General features: G+C 52.3%; 18 protein-coding genes and 1 tRNA gene. 13 read left to right on the top strand and 6 right to left on the bottom strand.

Annotated elements, in window-relative coordinates; genetic code table 11:
• The first annotated feature begins 281 nt into the window (after positions 1-281).
• The 4 genes from ACYVH9_RS29415 (at position 282) to ACYVH9_RS29400 (ending at position 5,210) form a co-directional block, all read left to right on the top strand.
• Complete coding sequence (locus ACYVH9_RS29415) at positions 282-1,607, top strand: purple acid phosphatase family protein (protein WP_460640030.1); 1,326 nt, start codon at positions 282-284, stop codon at positions 1,605-1,607.
• Positions 1,608-1,782: 175 nt separating this feature from the next.
• Entirely contained in the window at positions 1,783-2,766 is a 984-nt protein-coding gene (locus ACYVH9_RS29410) for an SPFH domain-containing protein (RefSeq protein WP_460640029.1), read from the top strand.
• Positions 2,767-2,860: 94 nt separating this feature from the next.
• Positions 2,861-3,961, top strand: coding sequence for a TFIIB-type zinc ribbon-containing protein (locus ACYVH9_RS29405; protein WP_460640028.1), 1,101 nt, complete (start codon positions 2,861-2,863; stop codon positions 3,959-3,961).
• A gap of 247 nt (positions 3,962-4,208) precedes the next feature.
• Positions 4,209-5,210, top strand: a complete 1,002-nt coding sequence (locus ACYVH9_RS29400) for an ABC transporter ATP-binding protein (protein WP_460640027.1) — start codon at positions 4,209-4,211, stop codon at positions 5,208-5,210.
• On the opposite strand, the gene ACYVH9_RS29395 is transcribed toward ACYVH9_RS29400, so the two are convergent.
• Together ACYVH9_RS29395 and ACYVH9_RS29390 are read right to left on the bottom strand one after the other, a co-directional pair.
• A complete protein-coding gene (locus ACYVH9_RS29395) occupies positions 5,207-5,908 on the bottom strand; it encodes a head GIN domain-containing protein (RefSeq protein ID WP_460640026.1) in 702 nt (233 codons plus the stop codon). The genes ACYVH9_RS29400 and ACYVH9_RS29395 overlap by 4 nt on opposite strands.
• 71 nt (positions 5,909-5,979) lie before the next feature.
• Complete coding sequence (locus tag ACYVH9_RS29390; RefSeq protein WP_460640025.1) at positions 5,980-7,368, bottom strand: sulfatase-like hydrolase/transferase; 1,389 nt, start codon at positions 7,366-7,368, stop codon at positions 5,980-5,982.
• A gap of 60 nt (positions 7,369-7,428) precedes the next feature.
• Here ACYVH9_RS29390 and ACYVH9_RS29385 point away from each other — a divergent pair, with 60 nt between their 5' ends.
• From ACYVH9_RS29385 to bshB1, 5 genes are all read left to right on the top strand, one after another.
• A complete protein-coding gene (locus tag ACYVH9_RS29385) occupies positions 7,429-8,061 on the top strand; it encodes a 7-carboxy-7-deazaguanine synthase QueE (protein WP_460640024.1) in 633 nt (210 codons plus the stop codon).
• Positions 8,016-10,010, top strand: coding sequence for an OmpA family protein (locus tag ACYVH9_RS29380; protein ID WP_460640023.1), 1,995 nt, complete (start codon positions 8,016-8,018; stop codon positions 10,008-10,010). Before ACYVH9_RS29385 ends, ACYVH9_RS29380 begins: the two co-directional genes overlap by 46 nt.
• Before the next feature lie 228 nt (positions 10,011-10,238).
• Complete coding sequence (trxB, locus tag ACYVH9_RS29375) at positions 10,239-11,192, top strand: thioredoxin-disulfide reductase (protein ID WP_460640022.1); 954 nt, start codon at positions 10,239-10,241, stop codon at positions 11,190-11,192.
• A gap of 128 nt (positions 11,193-11,320) precedes the next feature.
• Complete coding sequence (locus tag ACYVH9_RS29370) at positions 11,321-12,394, top strand: peptidoglycan DD-metalloendopeptidase family protein (RefSeq protein ID WP_460640021.1); 1,074 nt, start codon at positions 11,321-11,323, stop codon at positions 12,392-12,394.
• A 72-nt stretch (positions 12,395-12,466) separates the two neighbouring features.
• Positions 12,467-13,201: a bacillithiol biosynthesis deacetylase BshB1 gene (bshB1, locus tag ACYVH9_RS29365; protein ID WP_460640020.1), complete on the top strand. Its 735-nt coding sequence runs from the start codon at positions 12,467-12,469 to the stop codon at positions 13,199-13,201.
• A gap of 93 nt (positions 13,202-13,294) precedes the next feature.
• On the opposite strand, the gene ACYVH9_RS29360 is transcribed toward bshB1, so the two are convergent.
• From ACYVH9_RS29360 to ACYVH9_RS29350, 3 genes are read right to left on the bottom strand one after another with little or no spacing between them, the layout of a single operon-like run.
• Entirely contained in the window at positions 13,295-14,722 is a 1,428-nt protein-coding gene (locus ACYVH9_RS29360) for an efflux transporter outer membrane subunit (protein WP_460640019.1), read from the bottom strand.
• Positions 14,723-14,738: 16 nt separating this feature from the next.
• Complete coding sequence (locus ACYVH9_RS29355) at positions 14,739-17,915, bottom strand: efflux RND transporter permease subunit (protein ID WP_460640018.1); 3,177 nt, start codon at positions 17,913-17,915, stop codon at positions 14,739-14,741.
• Between the two features lie 57 nt (positions 17,916-17,972).
• Positions 17,973-19,178: an efflux RND transporter periplasmic adaptor subunit gene (locus ACYVH9_RS29350; protein ID WP_460640017.1), complete on the bottom strand. Its 1,206-nt coding sequence runs from the start codon at positions 19,176-19,178 to the stop codon at positions 17,973-17,975.
• A gap of 182 nt (positions 19,179-19,360) precedes the next feature.
• Here ACYVH9_RS29350 and ACYVH9_RS29345 point away from each other — a divergent pair, with 182 nt between their 5' ends.
• On the top strand, positions 19,361-20,431 hold the full coding sequence (locus ACYVH9_RS29345) for a sensor histidine kinase (protein ID WP_460640016.1): 1,071 nt from the start codon (positions 19,361-19,363) through the stop codon (positions 20,429-20,431).
• A 13-nt stretch (positions 20,432-20,444) separates the two neighbouring features.
• A complete protein-coding gene (locus ACYVH9_RS29340; RefSeq protein WP_460640015.1) occupies positions 20,445-21,167 on the top strand; it encodes a LytR/AlgR family response regulator transcription factor in 723 nt (240 codons plus the stop codon).
• Between the two features lie 10 nt (positions 21,168-21,177).
• Here ACYVH9_RS29340 and pdxH read toward each other — a convergent pair whose 3' ends face one another.
• The gene (pdxH, locus tag ACYVH9_RS29335) at positions 21,178-21,819 is read right to left on the bottom strand and encodes a pyridoxamine 5'-phosphate oxidase (protein ID WP_460640014.1); all 642 of its coding nucleotides are present in this window, start codon (positions 21,817-21,819) and stop codon (positions 21,178-21,180) included.
• 82 nt (positions 21,820-21,901) lie between these two features.
• On the opposite strand from pdxH, the gene ACYVH9_RS29330 reads away from it, so the two are divergent.
• Together ACYVH9_RS29330 and ACYVH9_RS29325 are read left to right on the top strand one after the other, a co-directional pair.
• The gene (locus ACYVH9_RS29330) at positions 21,902-24,097 is read left to right on the top strand and encodes a DUF349 domain-containing protein (RefSeq protein ID WP_460640013.1); all 2,196 of its coding nucleotides are present in this window, start codon (positions 21,902-21,904) and stop codon (positions 24,095-24,097) included.
• A 100-nt stretch (positions 24,098-24,197) separates the two neighbouring features.
• Positions 24,198-24,270: transfer RNA gene (locus ACYVH9_RS29325), tRNA-Thr, on the top strand.
• The last annotated feature ends 228 nt before the right edge of the window (positions 24,271-24,498 follow it).

Genomic DNA, 24,498 nt, shown 5'->3' with positions numbered 1-24,498 from the left:
GCCAGGTCTAACATAGCCTTGACAGATGGAAAAACCGGAATGAGAATCAGTCCAGAACGTCATAGTTCTGGACTTTTTTTGATTCCCAGCCGGTTAAAAAACCGTTGAGGACATTATGTTCATAAAATTAGGAACGAGAAGTAGCCCGATCCGCCCCCTAATACCGTACTATAGCTGTCTAGTTTAGCTAACCCAAATCCACGTTGACCGGGAAGTTGAGGGTGATGAGCCGTTTGACTTCCCGGATTCAGCGAGCTTCTTAACGCATTTATTCGATGGTTTTGAGTCGTTTACAAGTTCTGTTTTTGTCTGTTTTGGGCAAAGAAGCCCTGCTTACGGTTTTGATATTGGCCCGTATCGTTTCGGTGGCGCAGACGCCCGATAATCCGTACTTGCCGTCATCGATGCCAGACCGGATTATTCTCAACGTAACGGTTGATCCCGCTACGTCGGTGGCGGCCAACTGGCGAACGGCCGAAACCGTCACGGAAAGCTACGCCGAAATTGCCGTGGCCGAGGCCGATCCGCGGTTTGTGGCCAAAGCCAAACGGCTGACCGCCCGGACCGAACGATTAGCCTGGGAAGGTACGCCAACGGCCAATTACCACTCCGTGATTTTTGAAAACCTGCAACCGGCCACCAAATACGCCTACCGCGTCGGGCAGGGAACGCAGTGGAGCGAATGGTTTCACTTCACGACGGCCGGAAAACCGGGCGAAAAAATGTCATTCATTTATTTCGGTGACGTGCAGGTCAACATCCGCTCCATGTGGTCGCGGGTGATTCGGGAAGCGTTTGCCAAAGCGCCGGATGCGCGGCTCATGATGTATGCAGGTGATTTGATCAACAAAGCCAACCGGGATGTGGAGTGGGGCGACTGGTTTGCCGCCGGATCGTTTATGCACAGCATGATTCCGGCTTTCCCGACGCCCGGTAACCACGATCATTTCGATGGCCCCGATGGAAAAAATACCACGTCTGTTTTCTGGCGTCCGCAGTTTACGTTGCCCGAAAACGGTCCGGCGGGTTTGGAAGAAACCTGCTACTACACCGACATTCAGGGCGTGCGGTTTATTTCGCTCAATTCCGACCAGATCGAAGAGTCGGACGAATACCTGACGAAACAAACGGTCTGGCTGGAAAAAGTCTTGCAAAACAACCCATCGCGCTGGACCTGTATCACGTTCCACCACCCGGTGTATTCCCCCAAAAGCACGCGCGACAACAAGCGCTTGCGGGAAGCGTTCAAGCCTCTTTTTGATAAATACAAAGTGGACCTGGTTTTGCAGGGGCATGACCACACCTATGCCCGCGGAATGGCTAAAATTCCGATGCAGCAGGCCGGAGCCGTTTCAGGGACGATGTACGTCGTCTCGGTAAGTGGCCCTAAAATGACGGATTCTAATGTGGCCAAGTTGCCCTGGATGGATCGGTCGGCCATTTATACGCAATTGTACCACGTGGTGACCATTGAGGGGGATAAACTGAATTTTGAATCGTACACGGCCACTGGTGAGTTGTACGATTCCTTCGACCTGATTAAACAAAAAGGCAAAATCAATAAACTGGTAAACAAAATACCGCAGGAGGTAGCTGAACGAAACTAAGTGGCCTACCAGTTTGCGCAAAAACCGTCTCTCTAAAAATGGGTACGTTTGACCGTTCATCAAACCGTTCAAAAAAACGAATCTGGCTGGGTTCGTTTTTTTTGTGTAGAATTGGGTATAGAAACCTTTAAAATCCTGCAAAACGTACCGTCTACGGGCGGGCGAAAACAAGAACATGGGACTTTTTGATTTCATCCGGAATGAGTTTATTGAAGTTATCGACTGGGTCGATACCTCGAATGATACCGTTATCTGGAAATTTCCGGACAATGGCAACAACATCAAATACGGAGCGCAACTGACGGTGCGTGAATCGCAGGTGGCGGTTTTTATGAACGAAGGGCGGATTGCGGATGTCTACCAACCGGGCCGTTACGAACTGACCACGCAGAACATGCCGATCATGACCACCCTGCGTTCCTGGAAAATGGGGTTTGAGTCGCCGTTCAAAGTCGATATTTATTTTGTTTCGACCAAGCAGTTTACCAACCTGAAATGGGGGACCCCAAACCCGTTCATCGTCCGCGATCCGGAACTGAAGCAGGTGCGTGTCCGGGCATTTGGGGTGTTTGCACTCCGGGTAACAGACGGCGGCAAATTCATCAAAGAGTTTGCGGGAACTACGCCCATTGTCCGCATCAGCGATGTGGAAGATCAACTCCGGTCGGCCATTGTGACCAACTTCACGGATACGATTGGCGAAGCTGGAATTTCGGTGTACGACCTGTCGCGTAATTACAAAGAGATTGGCGACAAACTGTTGCCTTTGCTCCAGAATGATTTCACAGGTTATGGATTGGAACTGACGAAGTTTTACGTCGAAAACACCAGCCTGCCGCCCGAAGTGGAAGCCTTCCTGGACAAAACGACTCAGATGAATATGGTAGGCGACATGGCCCGTTTTCAGCAGTTTCAGGCGGGGATAGCGCTCGAAGATGCCGCCCAAAGTGGGGGCGCCGGTGGGGCTGCCGTATTGCTGGGTGGATTGGGTAATTTCATGCAGAACACCAATGCCGCCAACGCTCCTCAGCAAGCACCAAAAGAAGACAAAGCGGAAGTGATGAATCTGCTTAAGCAACTCGGTGAATTAAAAGCCGCCGGAATTCTGACCGACGAAGAGTTTAATGCCAAAAAAGCCGAATTGTTAGCCAGATTATAAAAGTGGGGAAAAAGAAGGAAGGGAACTAAGAAGGACATTTCTGCCCATCCGTTTGCCGCTTCTTCCTTTTTCCCCTCCTCCTTTTTCCTGCTCAATGCAATCCCCATCAGAACTTTCAGACCTGGTACGGGCTCCGTGCAAAACCTGCGGAGCGCAGTTGAAGTTTTCGGCCGAGAAACAGAAACTGAGTTGTGACTATTGTGGTAATACCGAAGACATTACGTTTACGAAAAATAATCTGCACGAGAGTCCGCTCGCTTTTCGGGTGGAAGACCGTCAGCTACTAAATGCGCCAACGGAAGAAAAACGCCTGTTTACCTGCCAGAGCTGCGGAGCCAAGACCACCGTCAATTTCGATACTCCGACCATTACCTGTGCCTTCTGCGGTTCCAAAAACGTTAACCCCGATGCCCAGAAAACCCGTCTGATCGAACCGGCGGGCGTGCTGCCGTTCCGGATTGCGAAGGAGCAGGCGTTGCAACGGTTCAAGCATTGGGTGGGCGACAGCTGGCTGGCACCCTCGGATCTGGCTGCTGGAGCGAGGCTCGACAACCTGCACGGTATTTACATTCCGTTCTGGACATTTGATGCGCAGGCCTATTCGACCTACTCGGGCGAAGCCGGTTTCTACTACTACGTGCCGGTGCAGGTGCGCGATGCCAACGGAAAACTGGTAACGCAGCAACAACAACGGGTTCGGTGGGAATACCGCAGTGGCTCCCACGAAGCGTTTTATGACGATCTGCTCGAAATGGCGTCCCGAAAGTTGTCGGCGCAGGAAAGCCAGGTGCAGGAAGCCAGCCGGTTTAATTTGCAGGAAGTGGTCGATTATGATCCTCGCATCATGCTGGGCTGGGAGGCTGAAGTGTACAGCATCGATTTGCAGGAAAGTGCGCGTAAGGCCGAAGAGCAAATTCGAAATCGGGAAGAAAATGCCTGCGCATCGAAGATGGGGGGCGATACGCAACGAAACCTAAATGTCGATACCAGGCTGACAAACCAGACATTCAAGCATATCTTGCTGCCGCTCTGGATTTGTATGTACGTTTACAACGGCAAACAATTCCGTTTTCTGGTCAATGGGCAAACCGGTCAGATTGCGGGCCAACGGCCCGCGTCAGCCTGGAAAGTGGCGCTGCTGGTGTTTGGTTTCCTCCTGCTTGTCCTGTTCTTCTACTGGTTGGGGAAACGCTGAAACCCTTCGACCAGTTACGCATGAACGGACGAAAATGGGGACGTTAATATTGAAATAGGATAAAAATTTCATCTGAACAATTTCGCTCCTACTCTGAAATTATTTTTAATAAAAGTGGAAATTTCATCAGCGGGATCTTCCGGTAAATAACTAATTTTACACCTTGTAAAAGGAGAGTTTAGGTTATAATGTTGTGTAATCTATTGCTTTTCAGTAGGTTGTATCTATAGAAAAAGCTCGTTGTCAATTGCTTGAGTCAATCCATCTTGTAAAATCATTTGGGGATGTAACGGCTGTCCAGGACGTTTCATTGGTCGTAAAACCGGGTGAGGTAGTGGGATTGATTGGCGCCAGTGGTTCGGGGAAAAGCACCCTGTTAAATTTGTTGGCCGGTTTGACTGATGCCACCGACGGGGTGGTGAAACTCAAAAACGAACGGGTAAAGGGCCCGGCGGAGCAGCTGGTTCCGGGGCATCCACACATCAAGCTGGTTCATCAGGAGTACCAGTTGATGCCTAATGTGTCGATTCGCGAAAATATTTCGTACGCGTTACGGTTTTACGAAAAACGGTATCAGGAATACCGCGTCGAACAGTTACTGCGTCTGTGCCGGCTCGAATCGGCGCAGCACCGGCTTCCGCGCCAGGCTTCCGGGGGCGAAAAGCAGCGAACGGCCATCGCCCGGGCCATTGCTGAAAAACCGGTTGCATTGCTGCTGGACGAACCGTTCAGTCACCTTGATTTACCCAATCGGGAATTGATTCGTGGCCTGTTGCTGGATCTGGTACGGAACGAAAAAATTGCCTGTCTGTTTGTTACCCATGATGCGACGGATGCCCTGTCCATTTCCAATCGCGTTGGAATTTTACAGGATGGGCAGTTGGTGCAGATGGGAACACCCATGGAGGTATACCGCCGTCCTTACAACGCTTACGTTGCTCAAATGACCGGACCTGCCAACCTGATCCGGGCCAAGCACCTGCCCTTGATGGGCATTATCCACGCTTACCAACCGAACGCACTGGCTTGTATCCGGCCGGAAAATATTCGACTGAGTGACCGTGGCCGGTTTGGCGGAACCGTTCGGAATGTATTCTTCAAAGGTGCTTTTATTGAAGTGGAAGTTGAAATGAACCGGTTTGTGAACCTGACGTTTCTGGCCCCCTCCAATGAAAAAGTTAAAGTGGGGCAATTGATTGGCCTGGAAATGCCGAACGAAGCCGTCCACTGGATGCGCGGATCGGCTTAATCATCTGATTTTTTCTTGTTGGAAATAACGGTTTGCGGGTTGCCCCGGTGTGAAACGTCAGCTCCTCCGCGGGTGGTTTTCTCCAGTCGCCGGGTTACGGTTACAGAAGCATCGCTGGCTCCGGATGCCAAAATCGTGGCCTCTTCCGCCGTCAAATCATAGGCCGATAGGTCTGACGCGCCCGAAATATCCACATCCAGGACCCGGACCCTGCCGCGTAGTTTGGTGTCCGAGGCTCCCGAAGCCTTCAGCCGGATGCGGTTGGCCGAAATGTCCTTCACGGTTAAATCAGCGGCTCCCGATAACGTAATATCCAGTTCGTCACTGTCAAATGCATCATTGACATCACCGTCCGATGCGCCGGAGAGCGTGATGCCGCGCAGTTTGGGCAGGGTGATCATCAGCCGGGGAGAGCGACGGTTTTTGCCCGGAATCCAGTGACCGGCGGGACGATTGAAGCGCACGACTAAAACGCCATTTTCGCTTTTAATGGATAAATAGTCGGTTTCGCCCGGAGACAGGTCGGCCACAATATCAAACGCGCCTTTGTGCACGTCCACATCAATCGCATTAGAGACATCGATCCGGTCGAATGATTTGATATTGAATTGCTTCGTAACCGATTGAGCTTCCGTTTTTCCGAAAATAGCCCCCAAAACGATTAGCAGTAAGGACAGCTGGAAATTTTTAGTCAGCATGGTTGATGGTTAGTAAGTGGAATGAATCTGATACCAAGATGCGGGAAGTTGCCAGGAAGTTGCACCCATGGCTATTTTCTTTTCTGCCACGGAACCGCTCCGCCCTGCTGGATGTGGTTCATCAATAAACGAGTCAATTCCGTCGTTTTGGCTTTTTCCTGCCCCGTCAGATTCGTGGTTTCTTTTGGATCATGGGCCAGGTTGTACAACTCGAAAGGCGAGAATGGGGTGGGTTGTAACAATTTCCAGTCGCCCAGCCGTACGGCTTGGATGGTCAGTCCTTTGAATGCATCGTTGCCTTCGCGCCGAATGAAGAACAGCGGTCGCTGGCGAACACGTTCCAGAACCGTTTTTTTGGGTGGGTCGTTGGTCAACAGCCCCAGGAACGACAGACCATCAACGGGCGCGGTTGGTGGCTGGCCGGTTAACTCCAGAAAGGTTGGCAGCCAGTCGATCAGTTGAAATCGTTCGGCGGACACTTGGCCCGGCTGAATTTTGCCGGGCCAGGCAATGCCCGCCGGAATGCGAATGCCGCCTTCGTACAACGTGCCCTTAAAAGCCCGAACCGGGCCGTTATTGGCTTTGGCTGGTCCCCAGCCGCCGTTGTCGCTTGTGAAAACGATCAGTGTATTGTCGAGTTGGCCGTTGGCTTTCAGCGTCGCCAGCAGTCGCCCGATGTTGGCATCCATGTGCTCGATCAGCGCCACCAGCTTGGCCCGGGTGGAGTCGATGTTCGGTTCGCGTTTGCGAACGCGCTCAAGCCATTCGGAAGGTGGTTGCAACGGATTGTGGGGGGCGTTGTAGGGTAGATACAGGAAGAACGGTTTTGAGCGTCCCTTCCGGGTGTTGACGTACTGAATAGCGCCGTCGGTGAAAACGTCCGTTGCATGACCCGGCGGATCAATCGTCTGTCGGTTGTGGCGCATGAAATTGTGGTTGTTCCGGCGTTTGGTGTAATAATCGTCCATCATGTCGCCCAGAAAACCGTTGAATTCTAGAAAACCGTGCTCATTGGGTGTATTGGGCGATTCCAGCCCCAAATGCCATTTTCCAATCAGCGCGGTATGATACCCCGCCTTTTGCAGATAATCGGGCAGTAGCGGACCCGGTGCTAGATAGCCCCAGCTATCGGTTGTGTCGTCGCGGATGACACCCGGAACCCCCATTTGTTCGGGCCAACGCCCCGATAAAAGGGAAGCCCGGCTGGGTGAGCAGACGGGGCTGCTGGCGTAGAAACTGGTAAACCGGATACCGGCCCGCATCAGGCTGTCGATGTGGGGCGTTTTCAGGTCAGAAGCACCGTAGCAGGAGAGGTCTCCCCAGCCGAGGTCGTCGGCCAGAATGAAAACAATGTTGGGTTTGGAGCGTGGTCCCGGGAGCGTTGGACGGACAAAGGAAACGCTGGTTCCGGCCATCAGCAGCGGGATCAGGACGGCAAGCAGGGAACGGTATTTCAGCATGGCTACGGAAAGCCGTGGGTTCTGTGTAGGCATCGCCCGCAAATTCCGTAACTTTATGGCATGAATCAAGTGCTGGATCAACAAACTGAAACGATCAAACGGCTGCCGGTCATGGAGTCGTTTTATACGCTGCAGGGCGAAGGGGCGCATACGGGCAAAGCTGCTTACTTCATCCGCCTGGGTGGGTGTGACGTGGGCTGCCACTGGTGCGATGTAAAAGAATCCTGGGATGTGGCAGCTCATCCCACTTATCACGTTCCTGAAATTGTGGAACAAGCTTTGCTCTATCCTGGCCGAATGGCGGTCATTACGGGCGGAGAACCGCTCATGCACGATCTGACAGACCTGACGCGGGCGTTGAAAAATGCCGGTTTTCAGACGAACATCGAAACGTCCGGCGTTTATCCGGTGAGTGGCGTTTGGGACTGGATTTGTTTTTCGCCCAAGAAATTCAAAGAGCCACATCCGGGAATCTATGGGCTGGCCAACGAATTGAAGGTGATCGTGTATAACAAAAGCGATTTTGCGTTCGCGGAATCCTTTGTCGAGTTGCTGCAACCACATTGCAAAATGTTTTTACAACCGGAGTGGAGTCGTTCAAATGAAATGCTACCTCTTATCGTTGAGTATGTAAAACAGCATCCGCAATGGCAGGTTTCGTTGCAAACACACAAGTATATGGACATCCCATAGGGAAGAAGGAGGGAAAAAAAGTGCGATTGGTCGGCAGCCGTTTCCTGGTGATTGGCTGGCTCCTTTTTTTCTTTCCTCCCTTTTTTCTTTCTTCCTTCTCCCAGAGCAAAAAAGCCGCTGATCTGTACAAAAAGGGCAATGAAGCTCTGATGCAACGGCAGATGCCGCAGGCACTGGAGTTTTTTCATCAGGTGGTGGAGCGCGATACGGGTTTTACCGAAGCGTATCTGAAAATCGGTCAGGTTTACGAATTCATGCGCCAGCCCGAGCAGGCGTTTCAGGTGTATCAACGCGTCATCCACCAGCAACCTGATAAACCGGTAGCGGGGTTGGCCTATCACTTTGTCAACAGCTACCTGCTCAAGAAAGGCAATTACCAGTCGGCCATTCCGTATATCGAGCGGTATCAGAAGCTATTTCCGCCCAATTCCCTGCAATGGAAGAAGGTAGACCGATTGCTACAAACCGCGCGTTTTGGTGCCCAGGCTATTCAAAATCCGCTAGCGGTTAAACCTCAGCCGCTTTCGGCTACGGTCCAGGCGTTTCCTTCCCAGTATTTTCCGGTGCTGACCGCCGACGAGCAGACGCTGGTTTATACGGTTTTGAAGCCCGAAGGTGATGAAGATCTGATGGTTTCGACCCACAAAGGTGAGACCTGGAGCCCGCCCGAATCCATTTCTTCCCGCATCAATACGATGAACAATGAAGGCACGCCCTCGCTGTCGGCCGACGGACGGACGCTGGTTTTTACCGCCTGCCAGGGCCGGACGGGATACGGAAGCTGCGATTTGTACATTAGTCACAAAACCGGCCATACCTGGTCCGAACCACAGAATATTGGTCCCACGATCAATACCCAGTCCTGGGAGTCTCAACCGGCTCTGTCGGCTGATGGACGGCGGCTCTATTTTGTTTCGGACCGCAAAGGGGGCGTTGGCCGACGCGACATCTGGTGCAGCGAGCTGGGTGATGATGGCGAATGGAAGACGCCTTATAACCTGAAAAACATCAATACTCCGTTCGACGAAGCTTCTCCGTTTATTCACGCCAACGGACTGAGTTTGTTTTTTGCGTCGGAGGGGCATATGGGCATGGGCGGTTACGATCTGTTTGTGGCAGACAGCACGGCTTCGGGTTGGTCGAACCCGCAAAACCTGGGCTATCCCATCAATACCTCGGATGATCAGGCGGCTTTGTTTGTTTCGGCCAACGGTGCGCGGGCCTATTATTCGCAGGAACAATCCGCCAGTGACGGAAAGCAGCGGTCGAAACTATACGTGTTCGATTTGCCGGAACCGTTGCGCCAGAAAGTTCGCCCGGTGAGCTACTTAAAAGGAATGGTATCCGATGCCCGCACGAAAAAGCCGCTCAAGGCCACCATCGAATTGATTGATCTGGCCACCAGTCAACTGGTGACACGGGTGCAGTCCGATTCGCAGACGGGGCAATATACGGCCATTCTGCCAACGGGGGGTGAATACGCCTTGTACGTTGTCGGACCTGGTTATTTGTTTAAAAGCCTGTCGTTCGATTTTACGCAAAAGCACGAAGGCGAGGGACTGGCCCTGAGTGTTCCGCTGGAACCGATCAAACCGTCGGATGGTGGCACCGCTTCCAAGGAAACGCTAAACAACATTTTTTTTGAAACGGGGCGCTACGATCTGGCAGAAAAGTCGCGGACGGAGCTGGATCGGCTGGTGAAGTTTCTGGAAGTCAATGAGTCGGTAAAGATTGAGGTTTCTGGCCATACCGACAACCAAGGTGGAACAGCCAACAACCTTGAATTGTCTAAAAAACGAGCGCAGTCGGTGGTGGAGTATCTCACCAAAGCCGGGATCAACACAAACCGGATCAAATCGGCGGGATACGGCGAAAGCCGTCCCGTGGCATCTAATACGACGGAGGAAAACCGGAAGCAGAACCGGCGGATTGAGTGGCGAATTCTTTAAAAAGAGATAAATCGATGGTGCGAAATACCCGGCAGGCAAGCGTTACACAGGCAATCTTTTAAGGGGTTGTTAAATGGATTTATGTTCATTATTCATTGTTGAGTATGCATTAACGGTGAACTTGGTTTCGCCGGGAATTTTTTGCACCTTTGCGCTTGTTTTTTCCGTGTCTGGCTTATCTTTTGAATAGAGGTCAACCGGTTTAAACACTCAATTCTTTGTCATCCAATGACCACCGAACACGTCAATTGCCTTATTATTGGTTCCGGCCCGGCCGGATATACTGCCGCCATTTATGCTTCCCGTGCGGGCATGAAACCCGTTTTATACCAGGGAATGCAGCCGGGCGGTCAATTGACCATTACGAACGAAGTCGATAATTTTCCGGGTTATCCCGAAGGCGTGAATGGCCCCCAACTGATGATGGACCTCGAACAGCAGGCTCGCCGGTTTGGTACGGACATTCGTTACGGAATGGTGACAGCCGTGGACTTTACCGGTCCGATCCACAAAGCCATCGTTGATGACCAGCTGGAAGTTAGCGCCAACGTTGTTATTATTTCGACCGGAGCGTCGGCCAAATGGCTGGGTCTGCCGTCGGAAATGCGTTTGAACGGGCTGGGCGTTTCGGCCTGTGCGGTTTGTGACGGTTTCTTCTTCCGGGGTAAAGATGTGGTTATTGTGGGAGCCGGCGATACAGCCGCCGAAGAAGCCAGCTATCTGGCTAATTTGTGCCGGAAAGTATACATGATTGTGCGCCGGGATGAAATGCGGGCGTCGAAATTCATGCAGAATCGCGTAAAGTCGTTGCCGAATATTGAAATTTTGTGGAATACTGAAACACAGGAGGTGCTGGGTGAGGAAGGTGTGACGGGTGCACTGGTTAAAAATATAGTGACGGGCGAAGAGCGGGTTCTGGATATCTCGGGATTTTTTGTCGCGATCGGCCACAAACCGAATACCGATATTTTCAAGAACTACATCGAGCTTGACGAAACGGGGTATATCATTACGGAAAAAGGCAGTACCCGCACCAGCGTGCCGGGCGTATTTGCCTGCGGTGATGCCCAGGACAATGTATACCGCCAGGCTATAACGGCCGCCGGTACGGGTTGTATGGCCGCTCTGGATGCCGAGCGGTACTTAGCCATGAAAGAAGTTGAAATGCACGCTGAAGTGTAATCGAAATTAGTAACCACCACAAATAGAATGATGAATTATAAATGATGTACGATGAATGGGTTTGACCAGTAATCCATCGCTCATCATTTATAATTCATCATTCTATTTGTCAAAAGTTATCCCCAAGGATGAGAAAACTGGCAGTCTGGTGGCTGTTGGCCAGCGTTTGCTGTTTGGTAAGCGTAACGACCGTGGAGGCTCAGGAGCGAGGAAAATTTAAAAAGAACCTGAGTATCAAGCCAAAGAGATCAGAGAACGAAACCCCCAATTATCCAACTCAACAATCGGCCCAACCACCGGAAGAGGAGTTTGAACAGGAGCCTTCCAATCTGCGATTCAATAATCAGTTTGAGCCTAAAAAAGAATTCAATCCCGTTGTGGCCGAAGATACCTCAACGATAGACGAAGGAGAACCGGCTGTGGTGGAATACATTGATTCCGTGCAAGTGGGGGATGACTGGGTGAAGATTGCTGATTATTATGCTATTTGGGACCCCCATAATATTGATCCCTACGGTATTGACCCGCTTCAGTTTAATGAAGTCATCGATCTGAAATTATACGACCCGACACTGAACCGGTTTTGGTCGGCCCCGACGGTCGACGGAAAAGTAACCTCCATGTTTGGCCCACGCTGGGGGCGGTGGCACAAGGGAATGGACCTCGATCTGGAAACCGGTGATCCGGTTTACGCGGCTTTCGACGGGCTGGTGCGGGTTGTCGGCTGGGATGGTGGCGGTTTTGGCCGTTATCTGCTGGTGCGGCATTACAACGGGCTGGAAACCATTTATGGCCACTTATCAAAAACGCTGGTGGAATCGGGGCAACTGGTGAAAGCCGGTGATCAGATCGGACTGGGAGGAAGCACGGGGCGTAGCTCAGGCTCTCACCTTCATTTCGAAACCCGCTACGAGGGAAACCCATTCAGTCCTACTTTCCTGTACGATTTTCCGACCAACTCGCTTCTGTCCGACCATTTTATTCTGACGGCTTCTGTGTGGGATTACCTGCGTGGAAAGAACGTCAACACCGCCGGATTCAAGCCCCGGTATAAACGCACGGTTCTGCACCGGGTTCGTTCCGGCGAAACGTTGACCAGCATCGCCCGGCGGTACGGTCTGTCGGCATCGACTTTAGCGAAGAAAAACCATATGTCGACCCGGTCGCGCATTCGCCCGGGGCAGAAATTGAGAGTTCATTGATTCGGGTCTGAATCGGTTCGCTGTAGCAACGATTACGAAGGTCAGGAACTCGCTAAACGCACTTACTATTGCATGAAACTGGATTTGCTTGTCATCGCTGTCCACCCCGATGATGCCGAACTGGGCTGTGCCGGAACGATTCTGTCACTGGTGGCTCAAGGAAAGAAGGTTGGGATTGTAGATCTCACACGGGGGGAGCTGGGCACGCGCGGAACTCCCGAATTGCGGTTACAGGAAGCCGCTGCGGCCGCCCGGATTCTGGGGTTGTCGGCGCGGGAGAATATGAATTTTCGCGACGGTTTTTTTCGAAACGATGAAGAACATCAACTAGCGCTGATTGCCGCTATTCGTAAATACCAGCCGGAGATTGTCATCGCCAACGCCATCACTGACCGCCATCCCGATCACGGCCGGGCGTCGAATCTGATCGTTGATGCCTGCTTTTATTCCGGATTGCGGCAAATTAAAACCGTTGATAATCTGGGCACCGATGCCACTGGCGAAGACCAGGAAGCGTGGCGCCCAAAGGTGGTTTACCACCTGATTCAGGACCGTTACATCAAGCCGGATTTTATCGTTGACATCACCGACTTTTACGAGAAAAAGCAGGAATCACTGCTGGCCTACAAGAGTCAGTTCTACGATCCTACCAGCAACGAACCCATGAGCTACATTGCCAGCAAAGAATTCATGGAATTTCTCCGGGCCCGGGCTGAAGAGTTTGGCCACGTCATTGGCGTCAAGTACGGAGAAGGTTTCACGGTGGACCGGACGATGGGCGTGAAAAATATCTTCGATCTGATTTAAAATCGGCTCATCTCGTTTTGATCAAACCAGCTTAGGCTGGTTTTTTGTTTTAGAAGCCCCTGGTAAGCCAGGGGCTTTTTTAGCTTATTTCGTTTATTGCCAGCCGCCCCCCAGTGCCCGGTACACATTGACCACCGCACTCAGGCGTTGTTGCCGAACCTCGGCCAGGGTGAGTTCGGCCTGCAGTACGTTGCTTTGGGCGGTGATTACTTCCAGGTAATTGGCCAGACCGCTCGCAAAAAGTAAGCGGGCGTTGGCAATGGCCTTCTGCAAAGTCGCCACCCGTGCGGCCGCCACCTGCTCCTGTTCTTTCAGCTTCTCAACCTGCACCAGCCCATCGGCCACCTCGCGGACCCCATTGGTGACGGCCTGCCGAAATTGAATGACAGCCTGATCATGCTGAATCCGGGCTACTTCGACCTGGGTTTTGAGCTGGCGACGCTGAAAAACCGGCTGGGTTAATCCCCCTGCCACACTATAGAACAGGGATGCCGGAAACATAAACCAGTTGCTGGCCTGATAAGCGTTAAAACCGCCAGTTGCCGAGATTACCAGTGCCGGATATAGACTCGCATCAGCTACCCCGACGCGCGCGTTGGCGGCCACCAGATTCAGTTCGCTGGCACGAACATCCGGCCGGTTTGCCAGCAGTTGAGCCGGAACGCCAACCTGAAGTGTATCCGCCACGGGAATCGTTTCCAGCCGATTGGAGCGGGTAATGGGACCCGGCATCTCGCCCAGCAACTGCCGCAAACCGTTTTCTTCAATGACGATGGCCTGTTCCAGCCGGGAGCGGAGCAGGGCCGCCGTCTGTTGTTGTCCGCGAGCCTGATCGACGGCCAGTTCGGTAACATCACCACTTTGTTTTTGCAGGCTGATCATGCGCACGATGGAATCACTGAGGGCAAGGTTGCGCCGGGCAATGTTGAGCTGGGCATCCAGAAACAGCAGGTTGAAATATCCGTTGGCAACATTGGATACCAGCGCGGTTCGCACGGCTTTGGCGGCTTCGAAGGATTGCAGGTAATTGGCCTGCGTTACTTCATTTTGCCGACGGATTTTCCCCCAGATGTCCAGTTCCCAGGAAAGCCCGAGGTTGGCGGAGTAATCTTCCAGGTGCCTGCTGCCGATAAAATTTTCCAGGCTCAACCCGTTCAGGCTGTTCTTGGATGGCGTAATTGTTGAAGCCGCAACCTGCGCACTCACCGCAGGAAGCAGGGCATAACGGGTTTGCCGAAAATAGGCGCTGTTTTCTTCAATTCGTTTGACGGCGATCTGCAAATCAAAGTTGTTGGTTAACGCCGTGCTGATGAGTTCCTGCAGCTCCTTAGTCTGGAAAAACGTGCGCCAGGGCAACCGGGCAACAGAATTGGTGTCGGTGGTGGGGGCAGAGCGAAACTGCTCCGGTACCGCAAGGGTCGGCCGCTGGTAGTTGCGGCCAACTTTGCAGGCAGCCAAACTCAGGACGAGGAAGACAAAACTCAACACGGTTTGTCCGCCTGAAAAACGTATGGGATGCATGAACTTACTGATTCGATTAATGATTGGTATACAGTTCTTCGCTGGCCACTTCTGCTGGCGCAGGTTGCTTGCGCCCGCTGATTTTTTCATGTAACTTCTGGAAGATGACGTACAGCACCGGAACAATAAAAATGCCCAGCACAACGCCCGTCAGCATACCGCCAGCGGTACCGATGCTGATGGAATGATTGCCTTTTGCCGACGAACCAGTCGCTCTCATGAGCGGAATTAAGCCCACGATGAAGGCAAAAGAGGTCATCAGGATCGGGCGTAAGCGCAGTTGGGCTGCTTCCAGGGCTGATGCCACCAGCGACATGCCCGTTCGGCGTCGTTGCACGGCATACTCAACAATCAAAATCGCGTTTTTGGCTAGCAAGCCAATCAGCATGATCAAACCGACCTGCACGTAAATGTTGTTGTCGATGTCTACCAGGTTGATGGCCCAGAATACGCCCAGCACACCCGTTGGAACGGAGAGGATGACGGCCAGCGGCAGCAGGTAACTTTCGTATTGGGCCGCCAGCAGGAAGTAGATGAACACCAGACTGAGCAAAAAGATCAGACCCGATTGGTTGCCAGCCGCTATTTCCTCCCGAGTCATGCCCGTCCATTCGTACGTATAGCCGGTTGGAAGGTGCTTCTGCGCCACTTCTTCCACGGCTTTGATGGCATCACCGGAGCTGTACCCCCGTCCGGCCTGACCGTTGATGATCACGGCATTGAACAGGTTGTTTCGGGTGACAGCTTCGGGGCCGTACACCCGCTTGAGCGAAGCCACGGTTGTGATGGGTACCATCTGGCCCGTCGTGTTTTTGACGTAAATACCGTTAAGCGACGCCGGATCAGCCCGGTACGGACTGTCGGCCTGCGCAATGACGCGGTAGAATTTGCCAAACCGGTTGAAGTCCGACGCAAACGTACTGCCATAATACACCTGCATGGTTTGCAAAATATCGCTGGTCGATAAGCCGAGCTGCTTGGCTTTTTTGGTGTCCAGTTCGAGTGAAAACTGCGGTGTTTCCGTGTCGAAGGTGGTGAAAGCGGCTCCGATTTCGGGGCGCTTGCCCAGTTCCTCGACAAACTTGGTGGCCGTTGCACTGAGCTTATTGAGCGGGCCACCCGTTCGATCCTGCAAAACCATCTCAAAACCGTCGACGTTTCCAAAACCGGGCACCGTAGGCAGCGTAAAAACGTCGATCCGCCCTTCGTTAAACCGGCCCAGTTCGTGATTAACGGAGTCGACAATCTGCGTCAGGTCCTGAATGGCGCCCCGTTCGGCGTACGGTTTCATGTTGATGAAACCGGCTGCATAGGAGGGGCTGGCCGAGTTGGAAATGATGTTGAAACCATTGATGGCAAAATGACTCTTGATCGCTGGAATCTGGTGGAGGGCCGCGTCTACTTTAGCCGTCACTTTCTGCGTACGCTGCAACGAAGCCCCCGACGGTAATTTCAGGGAATAAGCAATAAAGCCCTGATCTTCAGATGGAATAAAGCCGGTCGGCGTGGTGCGAATGAGCCATACGGTGATGGCAACAACCAGCGCCAAGCCGCTTAAACCAACCCATTTATGCCGAATCAGCATCTGAATCACACCCACATAGCGCTGTGTCACGGCGTTGAAACCCGCGTTGAAAGCCGCGAAAAAGCGGGCTACAAATCCTTTTTTGCCGGATTTTTCTTCATCGTTAGCGTGGGGGTTGGTCAGCAGTAAGGCGCACAGGGCTGGGCTGAGCGTCAGGGCGTTGACCGCCGAAATCAGGATGGCAATGGCCATCGTAAACGCAAATTGCTGGTAGAACACCCCCGCCGGTCCATCCATGAAACCGACCGGAACAAACACGGCGGCCATGATGAGCGTAATCGATACGATGGCTCCCGAGATTTCCTGCATCGATCGGAGCGTAGCTGCCCGGGCCGAAAGCCGTCCGCCGTGTTCCATCCGGGTGTGCACGGCTTCGACCACCAGAATGGCGTCATCGACCACAATACCAATAGCCAGCACCAGGGCAAACAGCGTGAGCAGGTTGATGGTGAAGCCAAATAACTGCATAAAGAAGAATGTGCCAACAATGGCAACCGGCACGGCAATGGCCGGAATCAGCGTCGAACGGAAATCCTGCAAAAAAAGGTACACCACAATGAATACCAGAATAAAGGCTTCGATGAGCGTGTGGGTTACCTGGTCGATGGACTCGTCGAGGTAAGTTTTCGTGCTGTACTCGATGGAGTAATGAACACCCTTGGGAAACGCTTTGACTGCTTTATCCATGATGCTCAGCATGGCAATCTGAATGTCGTTGGCGTTGGAGCCCGCAGCCTGGTAAATGGCGATGCCAATCCCCGGTTTTCCGTTGATTTTGGTGTCTCCGCTGTACGTAAACGAGCCAAATTCCAGCCGGGCAACGTCTTTCAGCAGAATAGTAGAACCGTCGGTATTGGCTTTTAAGACAATCTCGTCAAACTCTTCGGGTTTTGAAAACTTGCCCTTGTATTTGATCACGTATTCGAAGGCTTCGCGGCTGCTTTCGCCGATCCGGCCGGGGGCGGCTTCCAGGTTTTGCTCCCGGATGGCAGTCAATACTTCCTGCGCCGACAAACCGTAAGCCACCAGCCGGTCCGGTTTTAGCCAGACGCGCATGGCATAATCCTTCACTCCAAACACCATCACCTGACCCACGCCGTTGACCCGTTGTAGTTCCGGAATGATGTTGATTTTGGCGTAATTCTGCAAAAACGTTTCGTCATAAACCGCCACATCACTGGTCAGATCAAAAATCATGATCATGCTGTTCTGCTGCTTCTGGGTCGCAATACCGGCCTGCACCACTTCGGTAGGTAATAAGCTGGTGGCCTTGGCAACCCGGTTCTGGACGTTTACAGCCGCCAGATCGGGATTGGTGCCTAGCTTAAAGAAAACGTTGATTGCAACGGAGCCGTCGTTGCCGGCCGACGAGGTCATGTACGTCATGTTTTCTACCCCATTGATGGATTCTTCCAGGGGCGTTGCCACCGAGCGGGCCACCACTTCGGCACTCGCACCGGGGTAGGAGGCTGTGACCTGCACACTTGGCGGGGCAATGTCGGGAAACTGCGTCACGGGCATGGTCAGCAGGGAGATCACGCCCAGAATGACCAACAGGATCGAAATGACCGTTGCCAGCACCGGTCGTTCAATAAATATCTTAAGCATGGTGAAAATAGATCAATAACGGAGCTGATGCGCTTGAAACTTCGGGATGGAAGTTGGTCACATCGCCTTCGTCAGTTCATTTGTTGTTTCTTGTTTCGGAACAATGGAGTCACCGTCCTGAAGCCGGTCCAGACCATCGCGCACGATGCGCTCACCGGGCCGGACGCCTTCACGGATCAGGTAAAAATTGCCGCTTTTGCCGAGCAACTGGATCGGGCGGCTTTGCACTTTGTTGCTATCGGCCAGGGCAAACACAAAAACTTTATCCTGCCGTTCGAAAGTGGCTTCCTGCGGAATGGCCACCGCCGATTCATGTACCTGCGGAATCCGGATGCGCCCCGTAATGCCCGACCGCAGTAGACCGAGTTCGTTCGGAAAAACCGCCCGGAAACTAATCGCGCCCATGGCTTTGTCGAACTGACCGGATACCAGTTCGATCCGCCCTTTCTGGCTGTACGGCTGGTTATCGGCCAGCAATAGGTCCACCGGCGGAAGCTGGCGGATTTTGTCGTTCAGGCTGCGCCCCGCCGACTGCTGGGTGAATTGCAGGAAATCCACTTCACTCATCGAGAAGTACGCAAATACTTGCCGAACGTCCGACAGCGTGGTCAACGGTTGGGGTTCGGCCCGGCCCACCAGGCTCCCTGGTTTGTAGGGCAGTCGGCCAATGTAGCCGTTGACAGGTGCTTTAATAACCGTACGACTTAGGTTGGTTTTGGCTGTGCTCACCATCGCCCGCGCCTGGCCCACGGCGGCTTTGGCGGCTTCAAAAGCAGACTGGGCGGTTTTAAGCTGAACCTCCGAGATGACTTTATTCTCGACCAGTGGGGCCAGCCGGGCCACCTCCAGGGCGGCTTTATCCTGATTAGCAATGGCCATCAACACATTCGCTTCGGCGTTGCTGAGTTGTTCGCGGTAGCTGCGTTCGTCGATGCGAAACAGCGGCTGCCCCTGCCGAACGGCGGCCCCTTCGTCCACGTAAATCTGCTCCAGGTAGCCTTCCACCTGCGGCCGGATTTCAACATTGACTTTTCCTTCCAGGGTAGCCGGAAACTCCTGATAGGTGGTCAGGGTGGCGGTTTTTACCTCAATAACGGGTAAGGTCGGAACGGTGGTCGTTGTAGCCGTTTGGTCCGTAGACGAACCGCAGCTCGCCAGCCCGATAAGCGTTAAAAAATAAAATAAGGTGCGGCTCACGGTATGGCGGCTTGGTGAATAAAAAGGGACGTGGTGGGACAAATACGCGAAAGTAAACGTTTTCATGGCGTTGCCAGAGAGGATTGGTTTTTCTCAGCGACGCAAAAGAGCCAAGAATGGTTCGGAGCGTAGAGGGATAGATGACGTAAACGATCAGAAGCAGGACGAATGCAATTGGTCATTTAATCTTGTCAATCCCAGCGGGGCACGCTTAATTTTGTTCATCGATCGGTTACTACTAGTTTATCATGCTACAGAAGCTCCAGACTTATGCTCGTCAACGATGGCTGCGGGAGGTGTTGTTGTTTTTTGGGTTCTTTACCCTTAATTCGCTGACCTCTTGGGAGTTGATCAACGCTCGTGCCTTATTGGTCTGGGAGCTTTTATACTTCTGTCTGTTGTACGGGCACGCCCAGTTCCAGCGGTTTTTTCTGCTCCCCAAAGTGCTGGACGGTCAGCAAACCCGTCGGTACGGTTTTTATTCGGTGACAACCCTGCTGCTGTTTTCAGTCCTGTTGATGTTTTTCAATGACTGGATGTGCGCCGAACAGTTAAAACCGACTTCCATTCCCGGATTGATTTATCTGTACACGGTAGCCTGTGCAACGGTAAGTCTGTTGTTGTTCAATGTACCGCTGCTGGTCCATCGGTTTTACCAGCAGCGTCGGCAGCAGGAAGAATTCAAAATGTGTATGCAGGAAATGGAACTGAGTGTGTTGCGCTCCCAGTTGAATCCGCATTTTCTGTTCAACACGCTTAACAATCTTTACGGGATAAGCCTGCACGAGCCCGCGCGTACGCCCGATATGATCATGCAATTGTCGCAACTGCTGCGGTACCAACTCAACAGTACCCGCCGGGCCTGGGTGCCGCTAACCGATGAACTGGAGTTTCTGGGAAGCTATATTGCTTTGGAAACCGAGCGGGTGGGAAGCCGCTGCCGGGTGCATTTCAGTGGGTTGAACGACCAGGAAACGACGGGCTATACGGTGGCACCCATGGTGTTGATGCCCTTTGTCGAAAATGCATTTAAGCACGGTACGGCGGGCATACGGGCCTGTGAGGTGAGGGTCGATGTTAAAATCGAAAACGCCCGGCTGCACCTGCACGTCGAAAATACCGTGCCAGCCCGTGCTAAAGCCTCGGTCTCGACGGGGGTGGGGTTGGAAAATACACGCCAGCGGCTCGATATGCTGTATCCGGGGACGCACCAGTTAGCCATCGAGGCCAACACTCAACAGTTTGTTGTTGATTTGACAATTCCGCTGCAACCGTATTTGGTCAGTTACCCGCAGCATCCGGAAATGGCCGTGGCTTAATGACGAGACTCCTATGCTTGAACCCACTCGCTGCCTGATTGTGGACGATGAAATAGCCGCCCACTACGTACTGGAAAATTACATCGGGCGTGTTGAACGGCTGGTGCTGGTTGGGCAGTGCTACAATGCGCTGGATGCCCTCAATTTCCTGCACCGTGAACCCGTTGACCTGCTGTTTCTGGACATCAACATGCCCGAGTTGAGCGGGCTGGAATTGTTGGATGCGCTGAGTTATACCCCCAAAACCATCCTGACAACGGCTTACACCGAGTTTGCACTCCAAAGTTATGAGTACGGGGTGACGGATTATCTGGTCAAACCGATCCCGTTTCCCCGGTTTCTGAAAGCCGTTGATAAAGTATTGACATTGTCTACCCCGTCCGTTGGCTCACTTCATTCCGGTGTAGCCGAAGGAAAAAATACCACGGACTCCATCGTGATCAAGGTGGATGCCGACTGGGTACGGGTTCGGTTTGATGAATTGTTGTATGCCCAGAGCTGGGGAAATTACGTCAAACTCTTTCTGCCGGGCCGGATGCTGTTAACGCCATTGACAACGTCCGAACTAGAAAGCCGGCTTCCCGCCGACCAGTTTGTCCGGACGCATAAATCCTATATTGTAGCGCTCCATAAAATTGAACGGCTGAGTGGCAACACCCTGCACATTGGCGAAACCGAATTGCCGGTCGGAATTACGTTCCGGCGCGAACTGGCCGATCGGTTGCACAATCGATAAGGCTTATTCCTTACGGTGAAAGCCGTTCAATTACCCAGGCTTCGTTTTCTTTTCGGTACAAAATGCGGTCGTGCAAACGGCTGGGGCGTCCCTGCCAGAATTCGATGCGGTCGGGAATAAGCCGGTAACCTCCCCAGTGTGGGGGTCGTGGAACCAGCTGATTTTCAAACCGCTGTTCGAGCTCTTTCTGCCGTTGTTCCAACACCGACCGGCTTTCGACAACTTCGCTTTGGTGTGAAACCCAGGCACCGATCTGACTCCCCCGCGGGCGACTTTGAAAATAAGCGTCGGATTCGTCAGCAGCTACTTTTTCAATCGTTCCTTCAATGCGAATCTGCCGTTCCAGCTCCGGATAAAAAAAGGTGAGTGACGCAACCGGGTGAGCCGCTAGTGCGGTTCCTTTCCGGCTCTGGTAGTTGGTAAAAAACGTAAAACCGTTTTCGTCGGCCCCTTTTACCAAAACAATTCGTCCGGAAGGGCGGCCATCGGTTCCGACCGTGGTCAGGTGCATGGCGTTGGGTTCCGGGACGCCCGCCATGAGCGCTTCGTTGAACCAGCGTTGAAATTGCGCGAACGGGTCTATCGAAACATCCGACGGGTCTAGACCGTTTAAGGTATACTCTTTTCGTAGTTCAGCCAGTGTTGGTAGCATAAGTAAATGGGTTGGAAGCGATGGGTAGTTGCAAAGAAATAAATTTCGTACTTTTGCAAAAGTAACGATTCCCAAAAATCGTATGGCGAGCGAAGAGCAAGAATTAACTGAACGCAAGGACCAGAATCCGAATCCGTCTCAAGATGTGAAACCGGATACTGAGCCGACTGATGCGGTACCATCCACGGAGGAACCGACAAGCCAGGCTGAAGGAGTCTCTACAGACCAATCGGCAGAAACCACTGAACCCGCTGCGGAAACCCGCCAGCCGGACGAACCTGTGCCCTCCACCGAAGCCGAAAGCGAACCGGTTGCTGCAGTGGAGACGGCAGAGCCCGCCAGGATTGGTGATGCCGAATCGCCTGCGGAGGTGGAATCAGCGGCTGTTGAAACCCCGGTAACGGAACCAGCAGCAGCCACTTCTCAGGAACCGGCCGAACCGTCGGTGGCACTGGAAATGCATGACGAATCTGCAGATGAAACGGATTCCGACCTGGATGAAAACGCGGCTGCGGTAGATTACAGCCAACTTTCCAGAGCAGAGCTGGTGGGCGTGCTGGAAAAGCAACTGAACTCGCTCAAAAATGCGACGGTTTCGGCCTCGGATTACCGGCGGGCTGATGAGGTTCTGAAAGAAGTTCGTCCGCTGTTCGATCAGTCGAAAACCGCCGAACGGGCTGAGGCTCTGCAACGCTACGTTCAGGAAACGGGCTCGGAAGAAGGGTTCGAATACCGTCAGGATGAAGTGGTTGGTCGCTTTGAAAGCCTGTATAAACAGATCAAAGACCAGAAAAACCAGTATTTCCAGCAGCTGGAAAAGGCGAAAGACAATAACTTCAACGTCAAAACGGAGTTGTTGCGCCGGTTGCGGGAGCTGGTGGAAGCTGATGAAAACAATGCCGGAGATCCCAAAACCAGCTGGAACGGTTTTAAGCAGATTCAGGAGGAATGGAAGGCTGCCGGTAATGTCTCATCACCCCATAATGCAACCCTCTGGGCAACGTACCATGCCCTGGTAGACCGGTACTACAGCAACCGGAACATTTATTTTGAATTAAAAGAACTCGATCGGAAAAAGAACCAGACACTGAAAACGGAGCTTTGCGAAAAAGTAGAAGCTCTGGTGCAGGCGAATGAAGGCAATCCGGTAACCAAAGCCGTTATCGATGAAGCCAATGCTCTTTTCGAAGAATATAAACACATTGGCCCCGCGCCCAAAGCGGAGCAGGAAGTGTTGTGGCAGCGGTTTAAAAAATCGCTTGATACCTTATACGACCGTCGCCGGGGACAGAACGAGGAAATTCGGAAAGAAGGAGCTCAGTTGTACGAAGAAAAGTCAAAGCTCTACGAAGAACTGGTGCCCTTTACTTCGTTTACGTCGAACAGCATCAACGACTGGAACGAAAAGACCCGGGAGGTCATGACGATTCAGGATCGCTGGAACGGTATTCGTGGTCCTATGCCCCGGGAAGAAGGCAAAGAGTTGAGTAAAAAGTTTTGGGCGGCTCTGAAGCAGTTTTTTCACCACAAAGGCGAATTTTTCAAGCAGCTGGAAAGCAAACGGGAGCAGAATCTCAAGGCTAAAACTCAATTGTGTGAAGCCGTTGAAGCGATTCTGGAATCCGGTGAAGAGTCAGCCGAAACGACGCAGCGTGTGATAGAACTGCAACGGCAGTGGAAAACCATTGGTCAGGTTCCCGAGAAATTTAAGGATTCGCTTTTTGAGCGCTTCAAAGCCGCCTGCGATGCCTTTTTCAACAAAAAGCGGTCGCGGAATCAGGAAGTCGAACGGGAGTTTGAAGAGAACCTGGCGAAGAAAACCCAGCTCTGCGAGCGTATTGAAGCCGCTGCTGCCAGCGAAAACGCGGATTTGTCGCAACTGAATGCGTTCAAAAAAGAATGGGCGCAAATCGGTTACGTACCGAAAAAAGACATGCAATCGATTCAGAAACGCTATATCAACGCCGTCAATACCTTTGTGGGTGCCAATGGCAAAATCTCGTCGAAGGAAAAAGAGCGCCTGACGCTGGAAAACGAAGCCGAGATGATTCGTGAAAGCGGTTCGTCGCGGGATTTGTACAAGAAAGAGGGCGATATTCGCCGTAAGATGACCACCCTGGAGAACGATATTGCGGTCTATAACAATAACATTGAGTTCTTTGGTCGTTCGAAAGGGGCTGAAAAACTGCGGGCTGACATCGATAAGAAAATACAGGTGGCCCAGAAACAATTGGAGGATCTTAAGCACCAACTAAAGGTCATCCGGGAAGCGCAATAACTGAATAAATGGGCTTTTTTATGAAATAAAAGCTCATTTATTTGACCGAGAAACTAAAATTACTATCTTTGCACCAGATTTAGAAAATACTAAATCGATTGCCTCCATAGCTCAGCTGGTAGAGCAACTGACTTGTAATCAGTAGGTCGTTGGTTCGATCCCGACTGGGGGCTCTCAAAAACGCTTCATAGCGATAACGTATCAAGCACCTATCTGTCAGAGATAGGTGCTTTTTGTTTTATTCGTTTGACTGGGCGAGTTCGGAAGTTTTTGGGGATCAGTCGGGGAATTTGGGGGGCGTGGAAAAAAGTAGTTTTTTTGCGCAGAATCAATTTTGAGTTCCTTGCAAGAGTCTTATCAAGCCTTAGTCCGTTTTCTGTTACCCGAGGGGATCTTAGATT

The sequence above is a fragment of the Larkinella harenae genome (assembly GCF_054780515.1).
This window is presented reverse-complemented; position numbering and strand designations above follow the sequence as displayed.